The following is a 22,571-nucleotide window of genomic DNA, read 5'->3' as shown; positions in this document are numbered from 1 at the left end:
GCCGCCCGGAGAAGCTTCCGGGCGGCTCGAGCGATATCAGGCGGAAACCTGCGCCAGCGCGCGGGCGAAATCCTCGACCAGATCCTCGCCGTCCTCGATACCGGCGGAGAAGCGCACGGTGCCGGGCGAAATGCCGAGTTCGGCGCGGGCCTCGTCGGTGAGGTTCTTGTGCGTCGTCGTGGCCGGATGGGTGATCAGGCTCTTGGAGTCGCCGAGATTGTTGGAGATCTTGACGATCTCCAATGCGTTCTGCAGCTTGAAGGCCGCTTCCTTGCCGCCCTTGAGCTCGAAGGCGACCAGGGTCGAGCCGCCGCTCATCTGTTTGGCGATGATATCGGCCTGCGGATGGTCCTTGCGGCCCGGATAGATCACCCGGGCGACCTTGCTGGTCTGCTCGGCGAGGAAATCGGCCACCTTGGCGGCGTTTGTGGTCTGCTGCGCGACGCGCAATGGCAGCGTCTCGATGCCTTTCAGCAGCGTCCATGCGGTGAAGGGAGACATGGCCGGGCCGGTATGGCGGAAATAATCCTGTAGCTTCTCGTCGATCCACTGCTTGTCGGAAAGGATGACGCCGCCGAGCGAACGGCCCTGGCCGTCGATATGCTTGGTGGCGGAGTAGACGACGATATGGGCGCCGAGTTCCAGCGGCTTCTGGAAGAGCGGCGTGGCGAAGACGTTGTCGACCACGACCTTGGCGCCGATCTGGTTGGCGAGCTTGGCAACGGCTGCGATGTCGACCACTTCCAGCGTCGGATTGGTCGGGCTTTCGAGGAAGAAGACCTTGGTGTTCGGGCGGATGGCCTTTCCCCAGTTCTCGACGAAACGTCCGTCGACGAGCGTGCACTCGATGCCGTATTTCGGCGCGAGCGTCTCGACCACCCAACGGCAGGAGCCGAAGAGGGCACGCGCCGCGACGATGTGATCGCCAGCCTGCAGCTGGCAGAGGATGGCGGCGGAAACGGCGGCCATACCCGAGGCGGTGGCTCGGGCGTCTTCAGCGCCTTCCAGCGCGCACATGCGCTTTTCGAACATGTCGTTGGTGGGGCTGCCGTAGCGGGCGTAGATGAAGCCTTCCGTCTCGCCTTTGAAGCGGGCTTCCGCCGCTTCCGAGGTATCGTAGACAAAGCCCTGGGTCAGATAGATTGCTTCGGAGGTCTCGCTGAATTGCGAACGGAGCGTTCCGCCGTGAACGAGCTGGGTTGCGGGGCGCCAAGTCTTGCTCATGCCATCACCACTTTCAAAACAAAAAAACCGGCCGCGAAAGCAGACCGGTTCAACCCCGGTCTTTTTAGCCACTTATTTAACGTGGCTGCAAGCCGACCGGCCAAATCACCACGGGATAAGTTGCAATACTGCCGTTGACGGCTTGCGTCAATTCCCTGAGTTTGGTTTTGTCTGCGGCAAATTACTGCCCGCGCGACCGTCAGGATGCGCAAGGATCGCAGTAATAGTTTGAATCAGCTCATAACCCTGCAAGTTGATTTTCCACTCGCAGGGTTATGGGCTGGGAAAGAGGCATGATGGCTCGCAATACTGGAATTTTGGCCGATCGCGCCATTGCAGCGCTCTTTGAAACGGGGCGGCTGACGAGCGAGAGAGAACTGGATGTCGATCAGATCCAGCCGGCAAGTCTCGACCTGCGGCTCAGTTCGCATGCCTTCCGCGTCCGTGCCAGCTTCATGCCAGGGCCTTCGCATCTCGTATCCGACAAGCTCGACCGACTGAAATTGCATGTGATCGATCTTTCCGAGGGCGCTGTGCTGGAAACCGGCTGCGTCTATATCGTGCCGCTAATGGAGCGGCTGGACCTGCCGGAAGACATGTCGGCATCGGCCAATCCGAAGAGCTCAACGGGTCGCCTCGACATCTTCACCCGCGTCATCACCGACCGCGCGCAGGAGTTCGACAAGATCCCGGCCGGCTATTCCGGGCCGCTCTACCTCGAAATTAGCCCGCGCACCTTCCCGATCGTCGTGCGCCGCGGTTCGCGCCTGTCGCAGATCCGCTTCCGTGTCGGCCAGGCCCTGCTCACCGAGCCGGAACTGCTGGCACTGCACGAGACGGAGACGCTGGTTGCCAGCAAGAAACCGAACATCACCGGCGGCGGCATCGCTCTGTCGATCGACCTTGCCGGCGACAAGGAAGGGCTGATCGGCTATCGCGGCAAGCATCACACCGCCGTCGTCGATGTCGACAAGAAGGCCCAGCACGATATCTTCGATTTCTGGGAGCCGCTCTATAGCCGCGGCCGTACCGAGCTGATCCTCGATCCGGATGAGTTCTACATCCTCGTCTCTCGCGAGGCCGTCCATGTGCCGCCGCATTTTGCCGCCGAAATGACCCCGTTCGATCCACTGGTCGGCGAGTTTCGCGTCCATTATGCCGGCTTCTTCGATCCGGGCTTCGGCCATGCCCCGGCCGGCGGCCGCGGCAGCCGCGCTGTGCTCGAAGTGCGCAGCCATGAAGTGCCCTTCATTCTCGAGGATGGCCAGATCGTCGGTCGCCTGATCTATGAACACATGGTGGAACAGCCGAGCAGCCTCTACGGCTCAGGTGCCGGCTCGAACTATCAGGCGCAGGGCCTCAAGCTCTCGAAGCATTTCCGCCTGTGATCGCATAGCGGCGGCCTTGACAGAGGCCGCCAACTGTTGGACATCTCAGGGGTCAGGCGGGTGTAGCTCAATGGTAGAGCAGCAGCTTCCCAAGCTGAATACGAGGGTTCGATTCCCTTCACCCGCTCCAGTCTCTCTCAGCAATTGGTTTGACCGCTCAACGGTCTCGTTATCTGAAAAACCAAAGGCTTAAAGCGCGGGATGTTGATCCGAAGGATTGCGACGCGCCCTGGCAGGGCTCAGGTCAGAAACGGTCTCTTCGATTTCAGCGTTTCCGCCAGCGCTTCGCCGAAGGTTGCGATCGGGCGGGCGAGCCGGCCCGCCGGCGGCCGGTGCAGCAGCCAGTTGACCACCTTCGGACGGAAATCGGGAGCCTCGATGATCTCGACGTCATTGCGCCAGCGGCTGTCTGCCAGTGCCGCCGGTGTCAGCACACCAATGCCGAGGCCGCGCGCGACGAGCGACATGCGCAAATCGGCGCTCATTGCCTCGACGGCGACGTCGAAAGGCAAGCGCTCCGCTTCGAAGCGATGATGAATGAAGGCGCGGAAGCCGCAACCGCTCTGGTTCAAAATCCAGGGGAAGCGGGAAAGCTCTTCGAGCCGCGGCGCCTTGGGAACGCCCAGCGGCGGCGCGGCAACGAGAATGACGCTGTGGACTCCAAGCACGTCGCCGACGACATTGTCCGGCGGCTGCATGCCTTCCGCCAGGCAGACGGTTGCCGCATCGAGCTGGCTATGCGCGACTTGCTCGATGAGTTGCGGCGACCAGCCTGAGACGATCCGTAAGCTCAATTGCGGAAACTGGCTGCGGAGCGCGTCGAGCGGAGCAGAGAGCGCAGCCTCGGAGAGATAGGGCATGATGCCGAGGCGGAATTCGCCGCCGATCGCTCCGCCGGGCGAAACGCCGGTCTTGAGGTCGTCCAGCGAGCGCAGCACGCGGCGTCCATGTTCATAGGCCTCGCGCCCTGCCGCCGTCGGCTTGAGCGGTTTGGACTGCCGGTCGAGCAGCGCAATGCCGAGACTGTCCTCCAGATTCTGGATGCGCCTGGTAATGCCTGGCTGCGTCAGGTTGATCCGCGCTGAGGCAGCGACGATCGACCCCGTTTCCACCACCGCGACAAAAGCTTCCAGATCATGAATGTTCATGCAAGACTCGCATAATCATTATTACTTCATTTCAATTGTCGCATTATGCATCAAGGCGATAAACATGGCCATCTTTATTATCACAAATTATTGGAGAGCCCATGTCCCAAGTTCCCGAATGTATGGTGAGCGAGCCGGAGGACGATGTTTCCGTCGCGGGCGCTGCCCCTTCGACGCTATTGTTTGCCGTTGCCACCGGCGTCATCATCCTCAATCTCTTTGCCCCGCAGACACTGGTCGGCATCATCGGCCCGTCGCTGGGTTTTTCCGAAAGCGGCGCGGGCCTAGTGGCCATGGCCTCCTTGCTTGGCTATGCCACCGGCCTCTTCTTCCTAGTGCCGCTGGCGGACCTCATGGAGAATCGGCAGCTGGTGTTGCGTATGCTGATATCGGCCCTGGTGATGGCCGTTGCGGCCGCCTTCGCACCGACAGGCTGGAGCCTGTTGATCTTCCTCTTCCTGCTGGGCGCCGCTTGTTCCGCAATCCAGATTCTCGTGCCCATCGCTGCAGTCATGACGCCACCCGAACATCGTGGCCGCGTGATCGGCAATGTCATGAGCGGCGTCATGGTCGGCATCTTGGTCTCCCGCCCGCTGGCGAGCATGATTGCCGATCTATGGGGTTGGAGAAGCTTCTACGTCGTCAGCGCTGCGGCGCTGGCGCTTCTGACTGCCGTGCTTGCGCTCAGGCTTCCTGAGCGGCGCCCCCTGGTGAGCGCCAGCTACGGAGCGCTGATCGGCTCGCTCTTCCAGCTCCTGCGGGAAGAGCCGGTACTGCGGGTGCGTGCATTCACTGCCGCTTTGATGATGGCGAGCTTCAGCCTGTTCTGGACGTCCGTCGCTCTGCTCCTGGCGCAGCCACCGTTCTCCCTCGGTCAGTCCGGCATCGCATTGTTTGCGCTGGTCGGAGCCGGCGGTGCGGCCGCCACCTCTCCGTTCGGCCGCATGGGCGACAGGGGCTGGACGCGGACGGCGACCTTGGTGTCGCACCTGATCGTGCTTGGCGCCACGGCCTTGGCAGCCTGGGTGGGCGGGGTACGATCCGGCCAGCCGCTCATCCTGCTGATCCTTCTCGGCGTCAGCGCCGTGATGCTCGATGTTGGCATTACCGGCGATCAAACTTTGGGGCGGCGGGCCGTCAACCTCCTGAAGCCGGAAGCCCGAGGACGCATCAACGGTCTCTTTGTCGGCATCTTCTTTCTCGGTGGGGCGCTGGGCTCCGCCCTTGCCGGCACGGCATGGGACTTTGGCGGCTGGGTCGCGGTCTGCTCGGCCGCCGCGGGCTTCGGCGTGATTGCCCTTGTTACCGGCGTTGCCACACGGACCTGAATGAAACGGGGCGAGCAGCATAGGCCGCTCGCCCCGACATCATGAAATCGCCCATCGAGACACGTCGCTGCCGTCCCATTGATGACGCGATACGGGCGAACTCAGAACTCCGTCCAGTCCGCATCCTTGCTTGTCGATGCGGTCGTCTGGCCGACGCCGAATGCGCTCATCAACTTCTGACCGAGCGCGCGTGCCGGCGAGGGAGAAGGGCGGACCTTGGCTCCATCGACGGCCCGAATGGCCAGTGCAGCGACAGGTCGAGGCGAGGGGCGAGCCGCTGGGCGCGACGTGGTATTGGCGACAGGCGCCACGGACAGATGAGCGGCATCATCGCCCGTACGGAACTGACCGAGCAACGTCGCCAGAGAGGCGGCCTCGGTCGCCAAGCCATGGCTTGCGGCCGTGCTCTCTTCGACCATGGCGGCATTCTGCTGGGTGCCGTGGTCCATGGCGTTGACGGCGGTATTGATCTCCTGCAGGCCGGCCGACTGCTCGCGCGACGCCTCGGCGATCGCGTGCACATGCCGGTTGATCTCCTGCACCTCAGAGACGATGGCGTCGAGCGCCCTGCCGGTTTCGCCGACCAGGCCGACGCCGGTGCGCACATGCGTTTCGGAGGTGGCAATGAGTGTCTTGATTTCCTTGGCAGCATTGGCGGAGCGTTGCGCCAGCTCGCGCACTTCCTGGGCAACGACCGCAAAGCCCTTGCCGGCTTCCCCGGCACGGGCCGCCTCGACGCCTGCATTGAGCGCGAGAAGGTTCGTCTGGAAGGCGATGTCGTCGATGACGCCGATGATGTTGTTGATCTCGCCCGAGGATGTCTCGATTTGCTGCATAGCCTCGATGGCATTGCGGACGATCTCGCCAGATCGCTCTGCTCCGGCACGGGTATGGGCAACGAGCTGGCTTGCTTCCTGCGTGCGCCGGGCGGCATCCTTGACCGTGGTGGTGATCTGCTCCAGTGCGGCGGCAGTTTCCTCGACGGACGCAGCCTGCTGCTCGGTCCGTTTGGAAAGCTCGTCGGCCGCGCCGCGGACTTCGTTGGCACCGGCGCTGATGGCGCGGGCATTGGCGCCGACGGCCTGCATGGTACCGCTCAGCTTCGTGAGCGAGCTGTTGAAATCTTGCCGCAACTGGTCGAGGTGTCCGACGAATTGCGCGTCGATCCGCGTGACCAGATCGCCTTCCGCAAGGCGCTTCAAGCCGTCGCCGACCGCCTGGACGGCCTGTTGCAGATGAGCCGCCTCGGCCGCCTGCCGGGTCTCGCGCTGGGCGCGTTCGCTATCGCTCAGCGTACGATCGGCTTCCGCCTGTGCCTCCAAGCGGGCGCGTTCGATGGCATTGTCGCGGAACACGGCGATAGCGGATGCCATCTGGCCGACCTCGTCGCGACGGTCGCGGCCCTCGATCTCGCTGACGGTGTCGCCGTCGGCGAGCGCCGTCATGCGCCCATGCAGGCGCATCAGCGGCGTCGCGATGCCATTCTGAGCGACATATATGCCGAAAATCAGTGCGAGCAGCGTGAAGCCGCCAAGGGCGATGAGCGTATAGTTGACGTCGCTATTGACATCGGCCGACAAGGCATCCGCGCCTGTGTTCATGCGATTTGTCAGCGCTTCGTCATTGGCGATCATGCTTGCTATGATCTTGGCCAGCTTGCCGTTGACCGTGACCATGCTCGTTTCCGCGCCTTTGAGGTCACCGTCCTTGCGCTGCTGGATGGCCTTGTTCGTGAGCATTTGCAGCTCGTCCAGGCCGGCAAGAATATCTTCGATCGACTGCCTTTCGTCGGGAACGAGGCTTTCGGCGTGCTTGAGCCTCTCCCTTGCCTCGCTGAAGTGATTGTCACCGGCCGCGATCGCCTTGAACGCATCGCTGCCGGGATCGAAATTCAGCATCAGGCTTGCCTGCAGCACCGATGCTAGCGATGCGGCGCTGGCGCGTGCGGATTCGGTCGCCGCAACGGCCTCGTTGTCGAGGAAGGCGCTATAGGCACGGTCCGCCCTGCGGAACTCGCCGGCGATATGCAGCAGGCCGGCGAAGGAGATGATGCCGAGAAGCAGGATCACCGCTAGCATTTTGGTCTTGATTTTCAGATTGCTGAACATGGCTGTCCGTCTGCGAGTGCTGCGCGGCATCGAGGAAACGTGCGGAAGGCCGCTCGCCCGGATGTGATCAAGGAGTTTTGCCTGATGCGTGCGTGTGGAGGTCGAGTTGCTTGATACCCTGCAAAGAAGGCTTGGACGACCAGCATCATGCGATCGGCCCGGCCGACGTCGTCGATATCCCGGAGTACAATCAACAGAGCTTAATCGACTGCTAACGGCGGGGGATTGCCGGGAGAAATCCCGTACTAATTTCGTACGTGTTCAAAACCGCGCAACCACGCGATGTGCGGGCTGTCTTCCGCTCATCCTTTGAGCGCTGCGGCCGTCACTGCGAGGCGTGATATTCCCCATGCGGCATGACTCTGCTACATCGTGTCAGTGAATCAGGAATGTGCATCTACGACCGGAGGCCGGATCAAGACCATGCGTGTTTGCCTTTCGTCGATGATCTCCATGGCCCGGCTTTTCACGCATGCGGCGCTGATTGCGATGTCTTGCAGCATGCCGCTTGCTGCCCAGGAGGCCAAGCCGCCCAGTCTGCCGATCCTGTTCGATGCCCGCGAGCGGTTGCCTAAGCCCGATCTGTCTTCTCTGGTCAGGCTCCGTTTCCTGACATCAATCGATTTTCCGCCCTTCAATTTCCTCGATCAGAACGGCAAGCTCACGGGCTTCCATGTCGAGCTTGCGCGCAAGATCTGCGATGAGCTCGCGATAGCGGACAAGTGCCAGATCCAGGCTCTGCCGTTTGGCGAGTTGCAGGGCGCACTTGCGGCCTCGCAGGGCGATGCGGTGATCGCCGGCGTGTCGGTAACGCCGGAGCTGCGCAAAAGCTTCGCCTTTTCGCGCCCGTTCCTGATGCTGCCGGCGCGCTTCGTGCGCAATCTCAAGGCCTCGATCAACGGGACGACGGCGGCAGCGCTCGCCGGCCGTCCGGTCGGCGTGGTCAAGGGAACGGCGCATGAGGCGATGATGGCCGCCTTCTTCCCGGCCATCAAACCCGTGCCCTTTGACGACAAGGACGCGCTTCTTGCCGCCCTCAAGGAAGGCAAGGTCGATGCCGCTTTTGCCGACGGCTTGCAGCTGTCCTTCTGGGTATCGTCGCCGGCGGCTGAAAAATGCTGCGCGATCTTCGACGGGCCTTATCTGTCGCAGCAGTTTCTCGGCGAAGGCTTGACCATCATGCTGCGCCAGCAAGATGCCGATCTGACGGCCGCAATCAACCATGCCCTCGCCATGCTCTCGCGCGATGGCAGGCTGCAGGAAATCTATCTGCGCTATTTCCCTTACGGGCTTTACTGATTAGGGCAATTCCGGGAAAAGTGCGCAGCGGTTTTCCGTCCGGAATGCCTAAAGCGGCTCTAGGCCTTGCGATAGCGGGCGATCGCGCTGCGCTCGATGGCGGCACAGGTCAGCTTGTCCAGGCCAAAACGGTCGCGAAGCATGCTGAGCAGGCGCAATTCTTCCGCCTTGACCGAAAGGTCAGCCGAGGCGACTTCGACTGCAAGCGCATAAGCGGTGTCGTAGAGACGCGCCGGCAGGGTGTCGCGCACCGTTTCGAGAACGATGTCGAGCCCTTCGTTGCTTGAAAGCAGCTTGGCGCAGTCACGCGATACCGAAATCAGCTTCTCGTCGTCGAAGCCCTTGAAGACCGGCAGGGCGTGAATGAGCTCTCCGATGCGGCTGAGCTCGCGGTCGTTCATCGTGCGGTCGACGGCCGAGGCCAGCACCATGACATAGATCAGGGCCTCGTGAGCAGAAAGCGGCTTGTTCATGACAGGCGAAGTCCTTTGAATTTGGCAGACTGAAAAGTCGCGCGTCTCATGGCAAAAGTTACTGCATAATTCCTTAAATCGGAATCGATTTAAGGATAAAATTATGCAGCAAATTAAAAGTGCTACAGCGACCTTTGCGCGTCATATATGACGCGCGGCGCTGTAGTGGCGGAAGCAAGGCGTCAGATCGGATTGAGCGGATCTTCCTTAGGCAGGGGCGGCCCAAGCGTCGATTTTCCGTTCTTGCGCGGATCGTCTCCGTACATGCCGCGCTTCTTCTCCTTGGCCTCGTCGACAAGTGCCGCAAGCGGCGAACCAGGCTCCGGATCGGCCCAGCCGAAGCGGACGAGCCAGGAGCTAAGATCGACGCGGACATAGCGGCACTCGCCTTTAACCGTGCCCTTCCAGGCGGGGTCCGGCACGTCGCAATCGATCGAGCGCCCGCGCAGATACATACGGAATGCCGTGCGTGCGGCCTGGCCACAGGGCCAGCTCTTGCCGCTCGGGCCGGTACACATCCGGTCGACATCGGTCGGAATGATCCCGTCCAGTTGCACGCTCCTGCCGGCTAGGGTCAATATGCCGGCCTGATCCGCGAAGGGGCGGATAAGCTCGATCGTCGTCGTCTGCCCTCGTGGTTGGGATGCTGGACCGAGCGATGCCTGTTCGGACCCGGATTTGGATTTGTCCTGAGGCTGAGGCAGCGAAGGAATCGTCCGGTGCGCGGCCGCCGCCATTTCCCTGTCGATCTGGTCGGCCGGTATCCGATTGTTCGGCAGAGGGTCGGTGGCTTGCTTGGCAAGAGTTGCCCCCGGTGAGGCGGCAGATGCCTTGTCCGGCGTGGTTTCGGTCGGCTGTGGCGTGGAAGGCGAGGCGGTATTCTTGGCCGCGTCTGTCGCTGCAGGCGCCGCCTGTGCCTCCTCCAGCTTCGTTGACGCGTCGTTCGAATGTGCGGGGTCGGTGGGAACTTTGCCGTCCGGTGCCTTTTCAGTGTCGTTGCCCACTGGGGTGGCCGTGGCAGCGGCTGCCATGGCCGTGGCGGATAGCTCGGGGCTGCTGTCGGACCCCTTTGTCGAAGAGGACGCTGCGGCCAGAACCGTCTCCTTGTCCTTCGATGCCAAGTTGGCAGGCTGCGCCACCGGCGGGTTTTCCGGTTGCGATTTGCCCGATGCAACCTCGTCCAGCCTTGTCGTTTCGACGGGCTTTGGTGCCACCATGGCTTTCGGCAGCGTCGGCTCAGCCTTGGCGGTCTCGGGGGGCGCCGCCGTAGTAGATTTGTACTCGGTCGTCGTGGCGTGGCCTCGGCCCGGAAGACTGAAGCCGTATCCACCGAACTGAACCGCGATGAGGGTCAACCAAGAACCGACGATCCCGCCTGCCACACTTGCAAGCAAAAATTTGCGACGCATAACGAGAAAACTTTCCTATTGGCTGGCCCATATGATCCGGGCAATCCATTCCACATCCGCAAGATCGAAGTTGCGGTTGGGGTGTTCGGGGTTGAGCGACAACAGTTCTATCGACTTTGCGCTCTGCCGCAGCAGGACCTTGGCCATGATCTCACCCTCGCGGGTCTTCACAACGACACGGTCGTTTTTCCTAATCTGAGCGCCTGGCTCGACGATCAGAATATCCCCGTCGCGATAGAGCGGCAACATGCTTTCGCCCTGCACCTCAAGCGCATAGGCGCCAGCCCTTTGCCCGGCCGCGACGGGAAATTCCACCATGTCCCAGCCCTGGCCTGCGGGAAATCCGCCGTCGTCGAAGAAGCCGCCGGCGCCTGCCTGGGCAAAGCCGATCAGGGGGATGGCGGTTCCGCGCGGCGAAATCGCCTGTGATGCAGCAGCGCCCGGTGGCTCGCCCGGCCGAATGAAGCTGAGGAACTGCTCCAGGCTGGCGCCCGTCGCCTCCAGCACCTTGGCGATCGATTCCGTCGATGGCCAGCGCAAGCGGCCATCCTGGCTCAATCGCTTCGACTTGTTGAAGGAGGTGGCGTCAAGCCCGGCGCGGCGTGCGAGGCCGGAGGGTGTTAAGGCATGCCGCTCGGCAAGCCGGTCGATCGCCCCCCATATCTGCTCGTGTGACAGCATCGCCGCTCAGCATCCGTGCACCGGCTTGCCCGGGCGCTCAACTCTTTAAAAAACGTTAACCGAGGCATTTGGGCGAGTAAAGGCCGGCATAGGAATAGGATCCTTTATCCCCCTGCTTTCGTCTTGCGGTCTTGCCGGCCTCAGGTCTTCTGCGGCAGCGGCTTGGTGTTGGGTTCCTCGTTCTGGAATTCCTTCGCCATGCCCATGAAGCCGCGCATGAATTTCTGCATGATGCCGAGCGTGCGGTCGATTTCGGCATCGTCAGGCAGGCTCGATCCCTTGTTCGAAGCAACGGTCTTTTCGAGCTTCGTCACGCGGTCGGACAGGCGGTCGAGCTCGTCGTCATAGGCGCTGCGTTCGTCGGCAGCCATGCGGCAGACGAGGTTGCCACCCTGATCCTGGCATACGGACATTGCGCCCGTCTTCCGGTCGAGGCGGACGAAATGATCGCCGCTGCGTTCGAGCTGGAAGCGTGCCGTGTCCGGTTCAGCGGCCAGAGCCGGTATGGAGAGAAGAAAAGCGGCAGGCACAAGCATGGCTGCAAGGCCGATTTTCAGTTTCTTCGTCATGTCATCCTCCGGATTTTCTACGTTAAAACTTAAATCCACCACGGAAACCGTGGACATCGGCCGATGTTTTCGTGCAAAGCCCTAACAGGACAAGTTTACATAGGGATGATGACCGCCATGCCAGTGGTTTACAAGATCGTGCCGGACACGCTCTGGCAGCAAGCCAGACAAAGCGGCGTTTTTCATGGCGCGCCAATCGATCTGACCGATGGTTTCATTCATTTCTCCACCGCGAAGCAGGCAAAGAAAACCGCAGAACTCTATTTCGCAGGACAGACTGGCCTCCTGCTGGTGGCGATCGACGGCAATGCGCTCGGCGACAAGCTGGTCTTCGAACCCTCGCGCGGCGGCGATCTCTTCCCGCATCTTTATGCGCCGCTGGCCCTCTCGTCCGTGCTCTGGGAAAAGCCCCTGCCACTCGGCGCCGATGGTGCACACGCCTTTCCGGAGATGGCGGAATGATCGGTGCGTTTCGCGATCTCGGCCGGCGCGGCCTCTTCCTGTTTGATCCGGAAACCGCGCACGGTATGTCTATAGCCGCGCTGAAATCCGGCCTCGTGCCGACATGCCGCGTTAGCGCCGATCCTCGCCTGCGCCAGACTGTGGCCGGGCTCGATTTTGCCAATCCCATCGGCATGGCGGCCGGCTATGACAAGAATGCCGAAGTGCCGGAAGCGCTATTGAAGCTCGGTTTCGGCTTCACGGAGATCGGCACGGTGACGCCGAAAGCGCAGTCAGGCAATCCGCGCCCGCGCATCTTCCGCCTGGTCGAGGACGAAGGCGTCATCAACCGTCTCGGCTTCAACAACGAAGGCCATGAAGCCGCCTTCCAGCGGCTCAAGGCCATCCGCGGCAACGGCATCGTCGGCGTCAACATCGGCGCCAACAAGGATAGCGCGGACCGCATCGCCGACTATGTCGCCGGCATCCGTCGCTTCTATTCTGTGGCGCGCTATTTCACCGCCAATATTTCCTCGCCCAATACGCCCGGTCTGCGCGATCTGCAGGCGCGCGAAAGCCTGTCGGCGCTGTTGTCGGCCGTGCTTGCTGCCCGTGACGAGGAAGCGGCGAAGGCAGGCTTACGCATCCCTGTCTTTCTCAAGATCGCTCCGGATCTGACCGAGGAGGGTATGGACGATATCGCCGCCGAAGCCTTGTCCCATGCGCTTGACGGTTTGATCGTCTCCAACACGACACTTTCCCGTGACGGGTTGAAGGATCAGTTGCAGGCCAAGGAAGCAGGCGGGCTTTCCGGCAAGCCGGTCTTCGAGAAATCGACCGCAGTGCTGGCCAAGATGCGTCGCCGCGTGGGGGCTGCGCTGCCGATCATCGGCGTTGGCGGCGTGTCGTCGGCCGAGACGGCACTGGAGAAGATCAAGGCGGGAGCCGATCTCGTGCAGCTCTATTCCTGCATGGTCTATGAAGGGCCGGGATTGCCGGCCCGGGTCGTCAACGGCCTCTCGACGTTGCTCGACCAAGAGCGCGCTGCTTCGATCCGTGACCTGCGCGATACCAAACTGGACTATTGGGCGAACCGGAACGTCTGATCCGCGCGCTTCTTCAGGCCCATGGCGAGGAAGATGCCGCGGAACAGCAGGAAGGCGTTCATGGCCATCCACAGGCCATGATTGCCGAACGTCGGTACGAAGACGGCAAGCGCCACGAGGTATCCGCCGAAGGACATCAGCATCTTGTTGCGCATCTCGCGCGACCATGTGGCGCCGATGAAGACGCCATCCATCAGAAAGGCGAGCGCGCCGGTCAGCCCGGTAATGGCAGCCCAGGGCAGATAGGTCTCTGCCGCCGTGCGAACCTCATCTGAGGTCGTCAGCAGGCGGATTAGAGCCGGACCGACGGTGAAGAAGAAGACGGCAGCGGCAAGCGCCAGCCCGAACGACCAAAGCCCGGTCAGCCTCAGCCCGCGCTCGAAGGCCGGTCGGTAATTGGCGCCGATCGAGCGGCCGGTGATCTGCTCTGCGGCGTTTGCCAGCCCGTCGAGATAATAGCCGGAGAGCAGAAAGAAGTTCATCAGCACCGCATTGGCGGCCAGCATGACGGCGCCGAAGCTGTTGCCGATGCGCGTCATCAGCGTGAAGGCGCCGATGAGCACGAAGGTCCGGATCAGGATATCGCGGTTGAGCCCGAAGAGCTGTGCGAGCTTGGTGCGCGAGAAGAGTTCCGCGCGGGGCGGCCGTTCCTCGCCTGCAAAGCCGCGTACCACGATGGCAAGCCCCAGCAGCATACCGCTCGCTTCGCCGATCAGCGTGCCCCAGGCAACGCCGGCCACGCCCCAGCCGAGCCAGAGCCCGAGCAGGATGGCAAGCACGATGTTGACGCCATTGATAACGGTCTGCAGCAGCAGGCCGATGCGGCCCTGGCCGCGGCCGAGCACGAAGCCGAGCAGCGCGTAATTGGCAAGCGCGGCCGGTCCCGAGAGCATGCGGATGGAGAAATAGATGCGCGTCGCATCGGCGATAGCGCCCTGTGGCCCCATCAGCCGAATACCGAGCCAGAGCAGCAAGGGCGACAAAAGGACGATCAGGATGCCGCAGCCGAGCGCCGAGATCAGCGCCCGCCAGAAGATGGCCTGCTGTTCACGCCGGTCGTGTCGGCCATAGGCCTGTGCGGTGAGGCCCGTGGTGGAGGCGCGCAGGAAATTGAAGCTGGCAAAGAGGAGGTCGAAGAGCACGGCGCCGATCGCGAGCCCCGCCAGCGCATCCGGCTCGCCGAGATGGCCGACGACTGCGGTATCGACGAGACCGAGCAGCGGCGTCGTCATGAAGCCGAGCGTCATCGGAAGCGCGATCGACAGCACGAGCCGATGCGTCACGTCGAAGGGCAGAACCCTTGCGCTCCCTTGCTGGACATCCATGTTGCGTTACGCCTCCTCAGTTTGAAGAGAGCACCATGGACCAATAGGGCTTGTCACCGGAAGAGGGTGTATAGGCGAGCGCAACGCCAAGGCCGTCATATTTGCCGAGCATGTTGTGCAAATGCTTCGGCGAGTTGATCCAGGCCGTCACGGCCGCATTCACGTCGCGCTGTCCCTCGGCAATGTTCTCTGCCGCCGGCAGCTTGACCCCGCTCGCCTTGACCCGCTTGCCGAAATCGTCGCCGATGCCGATCAGGTGTTCCATCTTGCCGGCATCCGCCATGCGGCGCGCCTGATAGACGGCGGCGGCACCGGCGGCGGTATCGATTTTCAGCGGCGGCAGGCCGTTCTTGGCCCGCAGCGCATTGACGAGCGGCAGGGCGGAGGCGGTCTGGTCGCTGGCAGGCGTTTTGGAAACGCGGGCGGGCGGCGTGGCACAGCTTGCGACGGATGCGGTGAGCGCAAGGGCGGCGAGGCGCAGCGTATCGCGGCGCGTGTAGTTCAGTGTCTGGGAGGTCATGTCAGCTGCGATAATTGAACAGGCGGAGGATGATGAAGATGGGGATGACGATGGTTGCGCCGATCAGCACATAATCGCCGAACTCGCCGAGCGCAGCAAAGCCGCTGTGCCAGAGGTCGAGCAGGAAGCGACGGACGCCATAGAGGAAATCGAGCGGCCGCCAGCCGAAGAACTTCATCACGAAGCCGACGACGAGCGACACGATAACGAGCTTCACCAGCGTGCGACCGGGCGAGTCGCCAAGGAATCTGTTCACCTGATCGGGCATACTGACGTCTCCATGATGGCAGTCGGTGGTGTTGAGATAGGACCGGGGCCTGCGACTCGCAAGCACTTTTGCCTAGCGTGCACCTCAAACAGGCGACTGCCTGAAATAGGACTTGAGTTTTTTTATGGCCGCGTTCAAAGCCGAGCGTCAAACAGGATGAAACCGATGCTGCCAAGCCAGCTTTCCTCCGGCGATGTCATTGCCGACCGCCGCGCCGACTACGCGAAGATGCTTGCCGAAAGCGGAGAGCCTGCAAGCGCCGCCGAACTCATGGAGCAAGCGCTGGAGCTGGTGCCACGCTGGGCGGCGGGCTGGTTTACGCTTGCGACCTATCGCGAGAAGGCCGGCGACGTGGCGGGCGCGATCGCCGCGCTGAACAAAGTGCTGACGCTTGATGAGGGGGATGTCTTCGGTGCCCGCCTGAAGCTTGCCGTTCTCGGTGGCGCCGAACAGCCGGACCGACCGCCGAGCCTCTATGTCGAGCGGCTGTTCGACGATTACGCCGATCGCTTCGAAATCTCGCTTGTCGAAAAGCTCGGCTATAGCGTACCCGGCAAGCTTGCCGCTCTGATTGCCGAGACGGCCGACATTCCGAAACATTTCCGTCTCGCCGTCGATCTTGGCTGCGGAACGGGCCTACTGGGGCCGGAAATCCGGGGCCGTGTCGATCGGCTCGAGGGCTACGACCTGTCGAAGGGCATGCTTGCCAAAGCGGCCGAGAAGAATGTCTACGACCATCTCGGCCAGGCCGATCTGTCTTTGGAGCCGGATCTGTCAGGCGTTTTCGACGCTGGCATGGCGTCGGGCCGTGCGGACCTGATCACCGCCGCCGACGTGCTGATGTATTTGGGCAATCTGCAAGGCGTGATGGTGATCGTGCGCGAGCTTTCGGCTGATGGCGCCGTCTTTGCCTTTTCGGTCGAGGATGCGCAGCAACAGGCAGAAGGCTATGTGCTGCGTGATTCCCTGCGCTTCGCACACTCGGAAGCCTATGTGCGGGAGATATTGGCCGATCACGGCTTTGCCGTGCAGGACCTAGCCCGTAGCATCATTCGCATGGATGCTGGAAAACCGGTCCACGGCATTCTGTTCATTACCCGCAAATCGGCCTGATTATTCGAATCTTGCGAATTTCAAATAGGTCAGCATTGCTTACGTATTCTCGCTTGATTGTCGTCTGAGCTTTCAGCAGAAAGCCCTGGAAACACAGGGGAAAGCACATGGCGAACGTGAAGAGCGCTTTTGGCGTCTGGAATACATCCGCGACCCGGCATTCATGGGTCGAGGACGTTCAGGGCATCATTTCCGGCAGCCTGATTTCGTCGCTAGGGCTATTCTGCCTTTCAAGTGCCGGTCTTTTGACCGGCAGCACTGCCGGCATCGCTTTCCTGCTGCATTACGCAATTGGCGTGAATTTTGGCCTGGCCTTCTTCGTGGTCAATCTGCCGTTCTTCTATCTGTCGCTAAAGCAGCTCGGTCCCGCTTTTACCGTCAAGACCTTCATCGCCATTGCGCTGACGTCACTGCTTTCCAACCTGCAGCCGCTCCTGTTCGATATCGCACACATCAATGCGCTCTGGTCAGGAATCCTCGGCGGCATCCTGCTCGGCTTCGGGCTGCTTGCACTCTATCGCCACCGCGCCAGCCTGGGCGGCGTCGGCATTCTGGGGATTTATGTGCAGGAGCGTTTCGGCATCAGGGCAGGGCTGGTGCAGCTCGCGATCGATCTATGCGTGCTCGCTGTCGCTTTTGCGGTGACCACGCCGACCGTGGTCATCTGCTCGGTGATCGGCGCAATCGCGCTCAATCTCTTCGTCGCGATCAATCATCGCTCGGATCGCTACATCGCCTTGTAAGTGGGCCTTAGTAATCGGCGGCAGCCTTATTGCTTGCGGCTGGGATCCGTCTCGGTGAGCGCGGCTTCATGATACCAGCTATCGAACGCAGCCGACGCAATGCTCGGGCCGATGTCGGGCGTAAGGTTGACCTTCGGCCGCTGCTGGCTCACCGCCGTAGCGCGGGCCGTGACCGGAAACTGATAGATCTTTGCCGTTTCATGTCGAGCACTGATTGCCATTCGCCGTCTCTCCCTTTTGGTTTTCAAGCGGGCGCGCTTGAAGAGACAGCTCATATATAGCAAAGCCCAAAGCGAATATCATCATTCCGCTTAAAAAAAATGCTGAATGCTGAAATTATAGGCAATTTGGCGATGGCGGGATCGATGCCGCTTCTTTGGCCTGCCGGCTTTCCAAGCCATTCCAAAGCACGCGAGCCTGCGACATCTTGTCAGCTCGGCCGGAATGGTGCCTGCGATTTGAAAAGAATCCGACGGTTGGCACCCAGAAATCCGGCCTGAAAACGACCGAATCATAAAAAACTCACCTGGAGAGCCGCGTGTCCGTGCAATCTGGCACGGCAAATGCTTCTTCCTTGGCAGCCGTTCGTGGCGAGGAATTTTCCGGCAGCCGCGCCGGGCAAGTTTCCTGCTTTGCCTGATTAACTGTTATGAGGTGCGTAATGACGAAATATAAGCTCGAGTACATCTGGCTCGACGGGTACACCCCGGTACCAAACCTGCGCGGTAAAACGCAGATCAAGGAATTCGAAGCATTTCCGACGCTCGAGCAGCTTCCGCTTTGGGGCTTCGACGGTTCGTCGACGATGCAGGCCGAAGGCCGCAGCTCCGATTGCGTGCTGAAGCCCGTCGCCATCTATCCGGACCCGGCTCGTACGAACGGCGCGCTCGTCATGTGCGAAGTCATGATGCCGGATGGCGTCACGCCGCACGAATCCAACAGCCGCGCGACCATCCTCGATGACGAGGACGCATGGTTCGGCTTCGAGCAGGAATACTTCTTCTACAAGGACGGCCGTCCGCTCGGCTTCCCGGAATCCGGCTATCCGGCTCCGCAGGGCCCGTACTACACCGGCGTCGGCTACAAGAACGTCGGCGATGTCGCTCGCGAAATCGTTGAAGAGCATCTCGACCTTTGCCTCGAAGCAGGCATCAACCACGAAGGTATCAACGCCGAAGTGGCCAAGGGTCAGTGGGAATTCCAGATTTTCGGCAAGGGCTCCAAGAAGGCCGCCGACCAGATTTGGATGGCACGCTACCTGCTGCTGCGTCTGTGCGAAAAGTACGGCATCGACATCGAGTTCCATTGCAAGCCGCTCGGCGACACCGACTGGAACGGCTCGGGCATGCACTGCAACTTCTCGACCAAATTCATGCGCGAAGTCGGCGGCAAGGCCTATTTCGAAGCGCTCATGGCTCAGTTCGACAAGAACCTGCACGACCACATTGCGGTCTACGGCCCGGACAACCACATGCGCCTGACCGGCAAGCATGAAACGGCTCCGTGGAACAAGTTCAGCTACGGCGTTGCCGACCGCGGTGCTTCGATCCGCGTTCCGCATTCCTTTATCAAGAACGACTACAAGGGCTACCTCGAAGATCGTCGTCCGAACTCTCAGGGTTGCCCCTACCAGATCGCTTCGCAGGTTCTGAAGACCATCTCGGAAGTTCCGACGGCTGGCTTCGCTTCGGAAGCTGCCTAAGTTCTGTGAGACTGGTACAAATAGAAAGCGCGGGATTTTGGTCCCGCGCTTTTTGCATTCTGAGAACTTGCTTCAAGCAGCCTTGTTTGCCGCATCGACCGGATGCAGCGCGCGGAAGCCGACTGCAAGCCGGTTCCAGATATTGATTGCGCCGATCGCCACCGTGATCTTGACGATCTCTTCTTCGCTGAAATGCTGCTTCAGCGGCTCATAGTCCGAATCCGGTATGCCGGTCTGGGCGATCTTGGTGACGGAATCGACCCAGCGGAGCAGGGCGCGTTCGCGGTCGTCATAGACGGGCGATTCCCACCAGACACACATGAGGTTGACCCACTGTTCGCTGAGGCCGTCGTGCCGGGCCTCCTTCACATGCATGTCGACGCAGTAGGCGCAGCCATTGATCTGCGAGGCGCGAAGCTTGATCAGGTGGATGAAGCGGCGCTCGAGGCCGCTGCTCTGAACGAAGTTCTCCAGTGCGACGACGGCCTTGTAGGAGTCAGGCGAAGCTTTGGCGAAGTTGAAACGGGGATGCATGGTCTTCTCCTTTGGGTTCAGGTCTTAGGGTTCAGTTTTTGGTCTTGCGTTCATGAAGCTCGAGAAAGGCGCAGCCTCTCGCGGCTATTCCACCATCCGTGTCCGTCTGCCTAAGATCGGTCAGCACGTCGGCGATGCTCGTCTTGGCCAGTTCGGCCCGGTAGACACGTTCGGCAGCCAGCATGGCGGCGTTGATGCCGCATGGCTTGGCAAAGTAGCGCCCTTCCAGCGGGTTCGGGCCGCGCTGGCGGATTTCCGCGCAGCGAAAGGCGGGCGCCGGCCCTTCCGCCGCCAGCACGATATCGAGCAGGCTGATGTCCTCCGGCTTGCGCGCCAGCCGGTAGCCACCTTTCGGCCCCGGCACGGTATCGAGAATGCCGGCGCCCGAAAGCGCCTGCAGATGCTTCAGAAGATAGCTGACCGAGACGCCGTGAAATTCCGCAAGCGCCGCTGCCGAAAGCACTCCGCCATCGGACAGGCCCGCCAGCATGCCAACGCAATGGATGGATTGTTCGACGCCGTCTCCGAGCTTCATCTCTCTGCCTCTCTAATCATGGATATTTTTTATCCGCGATTATGATGCCCGTCAAGCCCTTTCTTTTTTCCGTAATTTGCCGCTAGGGTTTGGGCGTGGACCAGATCGACCCGAAGCATCCTCTCGCCCTGCCTGCACCCTTTACCCGCTGGTTTGCGGAAAAGGGCTGGCAGCCGCGCGCCCATCAGCTCGAACTGCTTGCGCGCGCCGAAGCCGGCGAAAGCACGCTGCTGATCGCGCCCACCGGCGCTGGTAAGACGCTCGCAGGCTTCCTGCCGTCGCTCACCGATCTCACCCGGCGCGGCAAGATCCCACCGGGCTCGGCCTTCACCGGCATCCATACGCTCTACATCTCGCCGCTGAAGGCGCTGGCCGTCGATATCGAGCGCAACCTGATGAAGCCCGTTTCCGAAATGGGCCTGCCGGTCTCCGTCGAGAACCGCACCGGCGATACGCCAAGCGGCAAGCGGCAGCGGCAGAAGCTCAATCCGCCCGATATTCTGCTGACGACGCCGGAGCAGGTGGCGCTGCTGCTCGCCAACCGCGAGGCCGAGCGCTTCTTCGAGGACCTGAAGTACATCGTCTTCGACGAGCTGCATTCGCTGGTCACCTCCAAGCGTGGCCATATGCTGTCGCTCGGCCTTGCCCGCATCCGCAAGCTCGCACCCGATGTGCAGACCATCGGCCTTTCGGCGACCGTGGCCGACCCCATGGACCTGCAGAAATGGCTTGTGGCGCAAGAGCAGGGGGAAGAGCACCATGCCGGCCTCGTCATCGTCGAGGGCGGCGCAAAGCCCGATATCTCGATCCTTGCGACGGAAGAGCGCATCCCCTGGTCCGGCCACTCCGCCAAATATGCGATCCCCGATATCTATCGCGAGCTGAAGGCGCATCGCACGACGCTGCTGTTCGTCAATACGCGCTCGCAGGCGGAAATGCTGTTTCAGGAGCTATGGTCGGCCAATGACGACAATCTGCCGATCGCGCTCCATCACGGCTCGCTCGATGTCGGCCAGCGCCGCAAGGTCGAGGCGGCCATGGCGGAGAACCGGTTGCGCGCCGTCGTCGCCACCTCGACACTCGATCTTGGCATCGACTGGGGCGATGTCGATCTCGTCATCCATGTCGGCGCGCCGAAGGGAGCAAGCCGGCTTGCCCAGCGCATCGGCCGCGCCAATCACCGCATGGACGAGCCGTCGAAGGCGATCCTGGTGCCGGCCAATCGCTTCGAGGTCATGGAGTGTCAGGCCGCTCTCGATGCCAATTATATCGGCGCGCAGGATACGCCGCCGATCGGCGCCGGCGCGCTCGATGTTCTCGCCCAGCATGTGCTCGGCATGGCGTGTGCCGAACCTTTCGACATGCTGGAGCTTTATGACGAGGTGCAGAGTGCCGCTCCCTATGCCGAGCTTTCCTGGGAGACCTTCGAGCGCATCGTCGATTTTGTCGCCACCGGCGGCTATGCGCTCAGAACCTATGAGCGCTATGCCCGCATCCGTAAGACGCCGGAAGGGCGCTGGCGCGTCTCCAATCCGCAGGTGGCGCAGCAATATCGCCTGAATCTCGGCACCATCGTTGAGGAGGCGATGCTGAATATCCGCATGGTCAAGCGCAATGCGCTGGGCTCGCTCGGAAGAGGCGGCGCGCCGCTCGGCAAGGTCGAGGAATATTTCGTCGAGCAGCTTTCGCCCGGCGATACCTTCCTCTTTTCCGGCAAGGTGCTGCGCTTCGAAGGCATCCGTGAGAGCGAATGCCTGGCGTCACAGGCCTTTTCGCTGGACCCGAAAATCCCCTCCTACGCCGGCGGCAAGTTTCCGCTTTCGACCTATCTTGCCGATCAGGTGAGGGCGATGATTGCCGATCCCCACCGGCGGCGTCGCCTACCGGATCAGGTGCGCGACTGGCTGGAAATCCAGAAAGAGAAGTCGTTGCTGCCGAAACGCAATGAGTTTCTGGTCGAGACCTTCCCGCGTGGCAGCCGTGCCTACCTGGTCGCCTATCCTTTCGAGGGGAGGCTCGCGCACCAGACGCTCGGCATGCTGTTGACCCGGCGGCTGGAGCGGGCAGGCGCCAAGCCCATGGGTTTCGTCGCCACCGATTATTCCCTCGGTATCTGGGGGTTGGAGGATATGGGGCTGATGATTGCCAACCGCCGCCTCAGCCTTGCCGATCTCTTTGATGAGGATATGCTCGGCGACGATCTCGAGGCCTGGCTCGACGAATCCTTCCTGCTGAAACGCACGTTCCGCAATTGCGCCGTGATTGCCGGTTTGATCGAGCGCCGGCATCCGGGGAAGGAAAAAACCGGCCGTCAGGTGACGGTCTCTGCCGATCTGATCTACGACGTGCTGCGCAGCCACGAGCCGGATCACATCTTATTGCAGGCAACGCGGCAGGATGCGGCGACGGGACTTTTGGATATTGGCCGTCTTGCGGATATGCTGAAGCGAATCAAAGGTCACATCACCCACCGGGCGCTGGATCATATTTCGCCACTCGCCGTGCCGGTGATGCTGGAAATCGGCAAGGTGCCGGTACCGGGCGAGGCTCACGATGTCCTGCTTGCGGAGGCCGCCGACGACCTGATCCGCGAGGCGATGGAATAAAGCGTGACGCCGTTTCGGGTAAGATCATGCGCAACAGATGAACGAGGATGG

The 22,571-nt window shown here is 61.6% G+C and carries 22 protein-coding genes, 1 tRNA gene and 1 riboswitch; of the genes, 10 read left to right on the top strand and 13 right to left on the bottom strand.

Going from position 1 to position 22,571, the window contains the following annotated elements; translation table 11 throughout:
- Positions 1-36 precede the first annotated feature (36 nt).
- Positions 37-1,224, bottom strand: a complete 1,188-nt coding sequence (locus tag QD409_RS21135) for an O-succinylhomoserine sulfhydrylase (RefSeq protein WP_430763590.1) — start codon at positions 1,222-1,224, stop codon at positions 37-39.
- A 43-nt stretch (positions 1,225-1,267) separates the two neighbouring features.
- Positions 1,268-1,346, bottom strand: a riboswitch (SAM riboswitch).
- Positions 1,347-1,517: 171 nt separating this feature from the next.
- Here QD409_RS21135 and QD409_RS21130 point away from each other — a divergent pair.
- Together QD409_RS21130 and QD409_RS21125 are read left to right on the top strand one after the other, a co-directional pair.
- Positions 1,518-2,612, top strand: coding sequence for a 2'-deoxycytidine 5'-triphosphate deaminase (locus QD409_RS21130; RefSeq protein WP_167667859.1), 1,095 nt, complete (start codon positions 1,518-1,520; stop codon positions 2,610-2,612).
- A 56-nt stretch (positions 2,613-2,668) separates the two neighbouring features.
- Positions 2,669-2,742 (top strand) — tRNA-Gly (locus QD409_RS21125).
- 109 nt (positions 2,743-2,851) lie between these two features.
- Here the strand turns inward: QD409_RS21125 and QD409_RS21120 are convergent.
- Complete coding sequence (locus QD409_RS21120) at positions 2,852-3,760, bottom strand: LysR family transcriptional regulator (RefSeq protein WP_430763589.1); 909 nt, start codon at positions 3,758-3,760, stop codon at positions 2,852-2,854.
- Positions 3,761-3,861: 101 nt separating this feature from the next.
- Between QD409_RS21120 and QD409_RS21115 the strand changes: the two genes are divergently transcribed.
- Positions 3,862-5,088 (top strand): MFS transporter, encoded by a 1,227-nt coding sequence (locus tag QD409_RS21115; protein WP_430763588.1) that lies wholly within the window; start codon positions 3,862-3,864, stop codon positions 5,086-5,088.
- Between the two features lie 101 nt (positions 5,089-5,189).
- On the opposite strand, the gene QD409_RS21110 is transcribed toward QD409_RS21115, so the two are convergent.
- Entirely contained in the window at positions 5,190-7,196 is a 2,007-nt protein-coding gene (locus tag QD409_RS21110; RefSeq protein ID WP_430763587.1) for a methyl-accepting chemotaxis protein, read from the bottom strand.
- 423 nt (positions 7,197-7,619) lie between these two features.
- Here QD409_RS21110 and QD409_RS21105 point away from each other — a divergent pair, with 423 nt between their 5' ends.
- Complete coding sequence (locus QD409_RS21105) at positions 7,620-8,495, top strand: transporter substrate-binding domain-containing protein (protein WP_430763586.1); 876 nt, start codon at positions 7,620-7,622, stop codon at positions 8,493-8,495.
- 59 nt (positions 8,496-8,554) lie between these two features.
- Here QD409_RS21105 and QD409_RS21100 read toward each other — a convergent pair whose 3' ends face one another.
- The 4 genes from QD409_RS21100 to QD409_RS21085 form a co-directional block, all read right to left on the bottom strand.
- Positions 8,555-8,968, bottom strand: coding sequence for a tellurite resistance TerB family protein (locus QD409_RS21100; protein ID WP_430763585.1), 414 nt, complete (start codon positions 8,966-8,968; stop codon positions 8,555-8,557).
- A gap of 182 nt (positions 8,969-9,150) precedes the next feature.
- Positions 9,151-10,377 (bottom strand): thermonuclease family protein, encoded by a 1,227-nt coding sequence (locus QD409_RS21095; protein WP_430763584.1) that lies wholly within the window; start codon positions 10,375-10,377, stop codon positions 9,151-9,153.
- A 15-nt stretch (positions 10,378-10,392) separates the two neighbouring features.
- On the bottom strand, positions 10,393-11,058 hold the full coding sequence (locus QD409_RS21090) for a S24 family peptidase (RefSeq protein WP_430763583.1): 666 nt from the start codon (positions 11,056-11,058) through the stop codon (positions 10,393-10,395).
- Between the two features lie 140 nt (positions 11,059-11,198).
- Positions 11,199-11,627, bottom strand: coding sequence for a hypothetical protein (locus QD409_RS21085; protein ID WP_430763582.1), 429 nt, complete (start codon positions 11,625-11,627; stop codon positions 11,199-11,201).
- Between the two features lie 105 nt (positions 11,628-11,732).
- On the opposite strand from QD409_RS21085, the gene QD409_RS21080 reads away from it, so the two are divergent.
- Both QD409_RS21080 and QD409_RS21075 read left to right on the top strand, forming a co-directional pair.
- Complete coding sequence (locus QD409_RS21080) at positions 11,733-12,089, top strand: DUF952 domain-containing protein (protein ID WP_430763581.1); 357 nt, start codon at positions 11,733-11,735, stop codon at positions 12,087-12,089.
- The gene (locus QD409_RS21075) at positions 12,086-13,174 is read left to right on the top strand and encodes a quinone-dependent dihydroorotate dehydrogenase (RefSeq protein ID WP_430763580.1); all 1,089 of its coding nucleotides are present in this window, start codon (positions 12,086-12,088) and stop codon (positions 13,172-13,174) included. Before QD409_RS21080 ends, QD409_RS21075 begins: the two co-directional genes overlap by 4 nt.
- Here QD409_RS21075 and QD409_RS21070 read toward each other — a convergent pair.
- From QD409_RS21070 to QD409_RS21060, 3 genes are read right to left on the bottom strand one after another with little or no spacing between them, the layout of a single operon-like run.
- Positions 13,150-14,499 (bottom strand): MATE family efflux transporter, encoded by a 1,350-nt coding sequence (locus QD409_RS21070; RefSeq protein ID WP_430763579.1) that lies wholly within the window; start codon positions 14,497-14,499, stop codon positions 13,150-13,152. The two genes, QD409_RS21075 and QD409_RS21070, sit on opposite strands and share 25 nt — an antisense overlap.
- Before the next feature lie 16 nt (positions 14,500-14,515).
- Positions 14,516-15,019: a CAP domain-containing protein gene (locus QD409_RS21065; RefSeq protein WP_092842979.1), complete on the bottom strand. Its 504-nt coding sequence runs from the start codon at positions 15,017-15,019 to the stop codon at positions 14,516-14,518.
- A gap of 1 nt (position 15,020) precedes the next feature.
- Positions 15,021-15,287: a DUF6460 domain-containing protein gene (locus QD409_RS21060; RefSeq protein ID WP_430763578.1), complete on the bottom strand. Its 267-nt coding sequence runs from the start codon at positions 15,285-15,287 to the stop codon at positions 15,021-15,023.
- A 165-nt stretch (positions 15,288-15,452) separates the two neighbouring features.
- On the opposite strand from QD409_RS21060, the gene QD409_RS21055 reads away from it, so the two are divergent.
- Both QD409_RS21055 and QD409_RS21050 read left to right on the top strand, forming a co-directional pair.
- Positions 15,453-16,400: a methyltransferase domain-containing protein gene (locus QD409_RS21055; RefSeq protein WP_430763577.1), complete on the top strand. Its 948-nt coding sequence runs from the start codon at positions 15,453-15,455 to the stop codon at positions 16,398-16,400.
- 107 nt (positions 16,401-16,507) lie between these two features.
- Entirely contained in the window at positions 16,508-17,143 is a 636-nt protein-coding gene (locus QD409_RS21050) for a YitT family protein (protein WP_430763576.1), read from the top strand.
- A 26-nt stretch (positions 17,144-17,169) separates the two neighbouring features.
- Here QD409_RS21050 and QD409_RS21045 read toward each other — a convergent pair whose 3' ends face one another.
- Positions 17,170-17,364: a DUF2735 domain-containing protein gene (locus tag QD409_RS21045; RefSeq protein WP_092842971.1), complete on the bottom strand. Its 195-nt coding sequence runs from the start codon at positions 17,362-17,364 to the stop codon at positions 17,170-17,172.
- A 440-nt stretch (positions 17,365-17,804) separates the two neighbouring features.
- On the opposite strand from QD409_RS21045, the gene QD409_RS21040 reads away from it, so the two are divergent.
- Positions 17,805-18,845, top strand: coding sequence for a glutamine synthetase beta-grasp domain-containing protein (locus QD409_RS21040; RefSeq protein WP_092842969.1), 1,041 nt, complete (start codon positions 17,805-17,807; stop codon positions 18,843-18,845).
- A gap of 72 nt (positions 18,846-18,917) precedes the next feature.
- Here QD409_RS21040 and QD409_RS21035 read toward each other — a convergent pair whose 3' ends face one another.
- The gene (locus QD409_RS21035) at positions 18,918-19,379 is read right to left on the bottom strand and encodes a carboxymuconolactone decarboxylase family protein (protein ID WP_430763575.1); all 462 of its coding nucleotides are present in this window, start codon (positions 19,377-19,379) and stop codon (positions 18,918-18,920) included.
- A 31-nt stretch (positions 19,380-19,410) separates the two neighbouring features.
- Positions 19,411-19,914 (bottom strand): RrF2 family transcriptional regulator, encoded by a 504-nt coding sequence (locus QD409_RS21030; RefSeq protein WP_092842965.1) that lies wholly within the window; start codon positions 19,912-19,914, stop codon positions 19,411-19,413.
- A 95-nt stretch (positions 19,915-20,009) separates the two neighbouring features.
- Here QD409_RS21030 and QD409_RS21025 point away from each other — a divergent pair, with 95 nt between their 5' ends.
- Positions 20,010-22,520, top strand: a complete 2,511-nt coding sequence (locus tag QD409_RS21025) for a ligase-associated DNA damage response DEXH box helicase (RefSeq protein ID WP_430763574.1) — start codon at positions 20,010-20,012, stop codon at positions 22,518-22,520.
- Positions 22,521-22,571: the final 51 nt, after the last annotated feature.

Source organism: Rhizobium sp. BR 315, assembly GCF_050577975.1.
Classification (GTDB): domain Bacteria; phylum Pseudomonadota; class Alphaproteobacteria; order Rhizobiales; family Rhizobiaceae; genus Rhizobium; species Rhizobium miluonense.
Note: the sequence above shows the minus strand (reverse complement) of the source record. Positions and strands in the feature narration are given on the sequence as shown.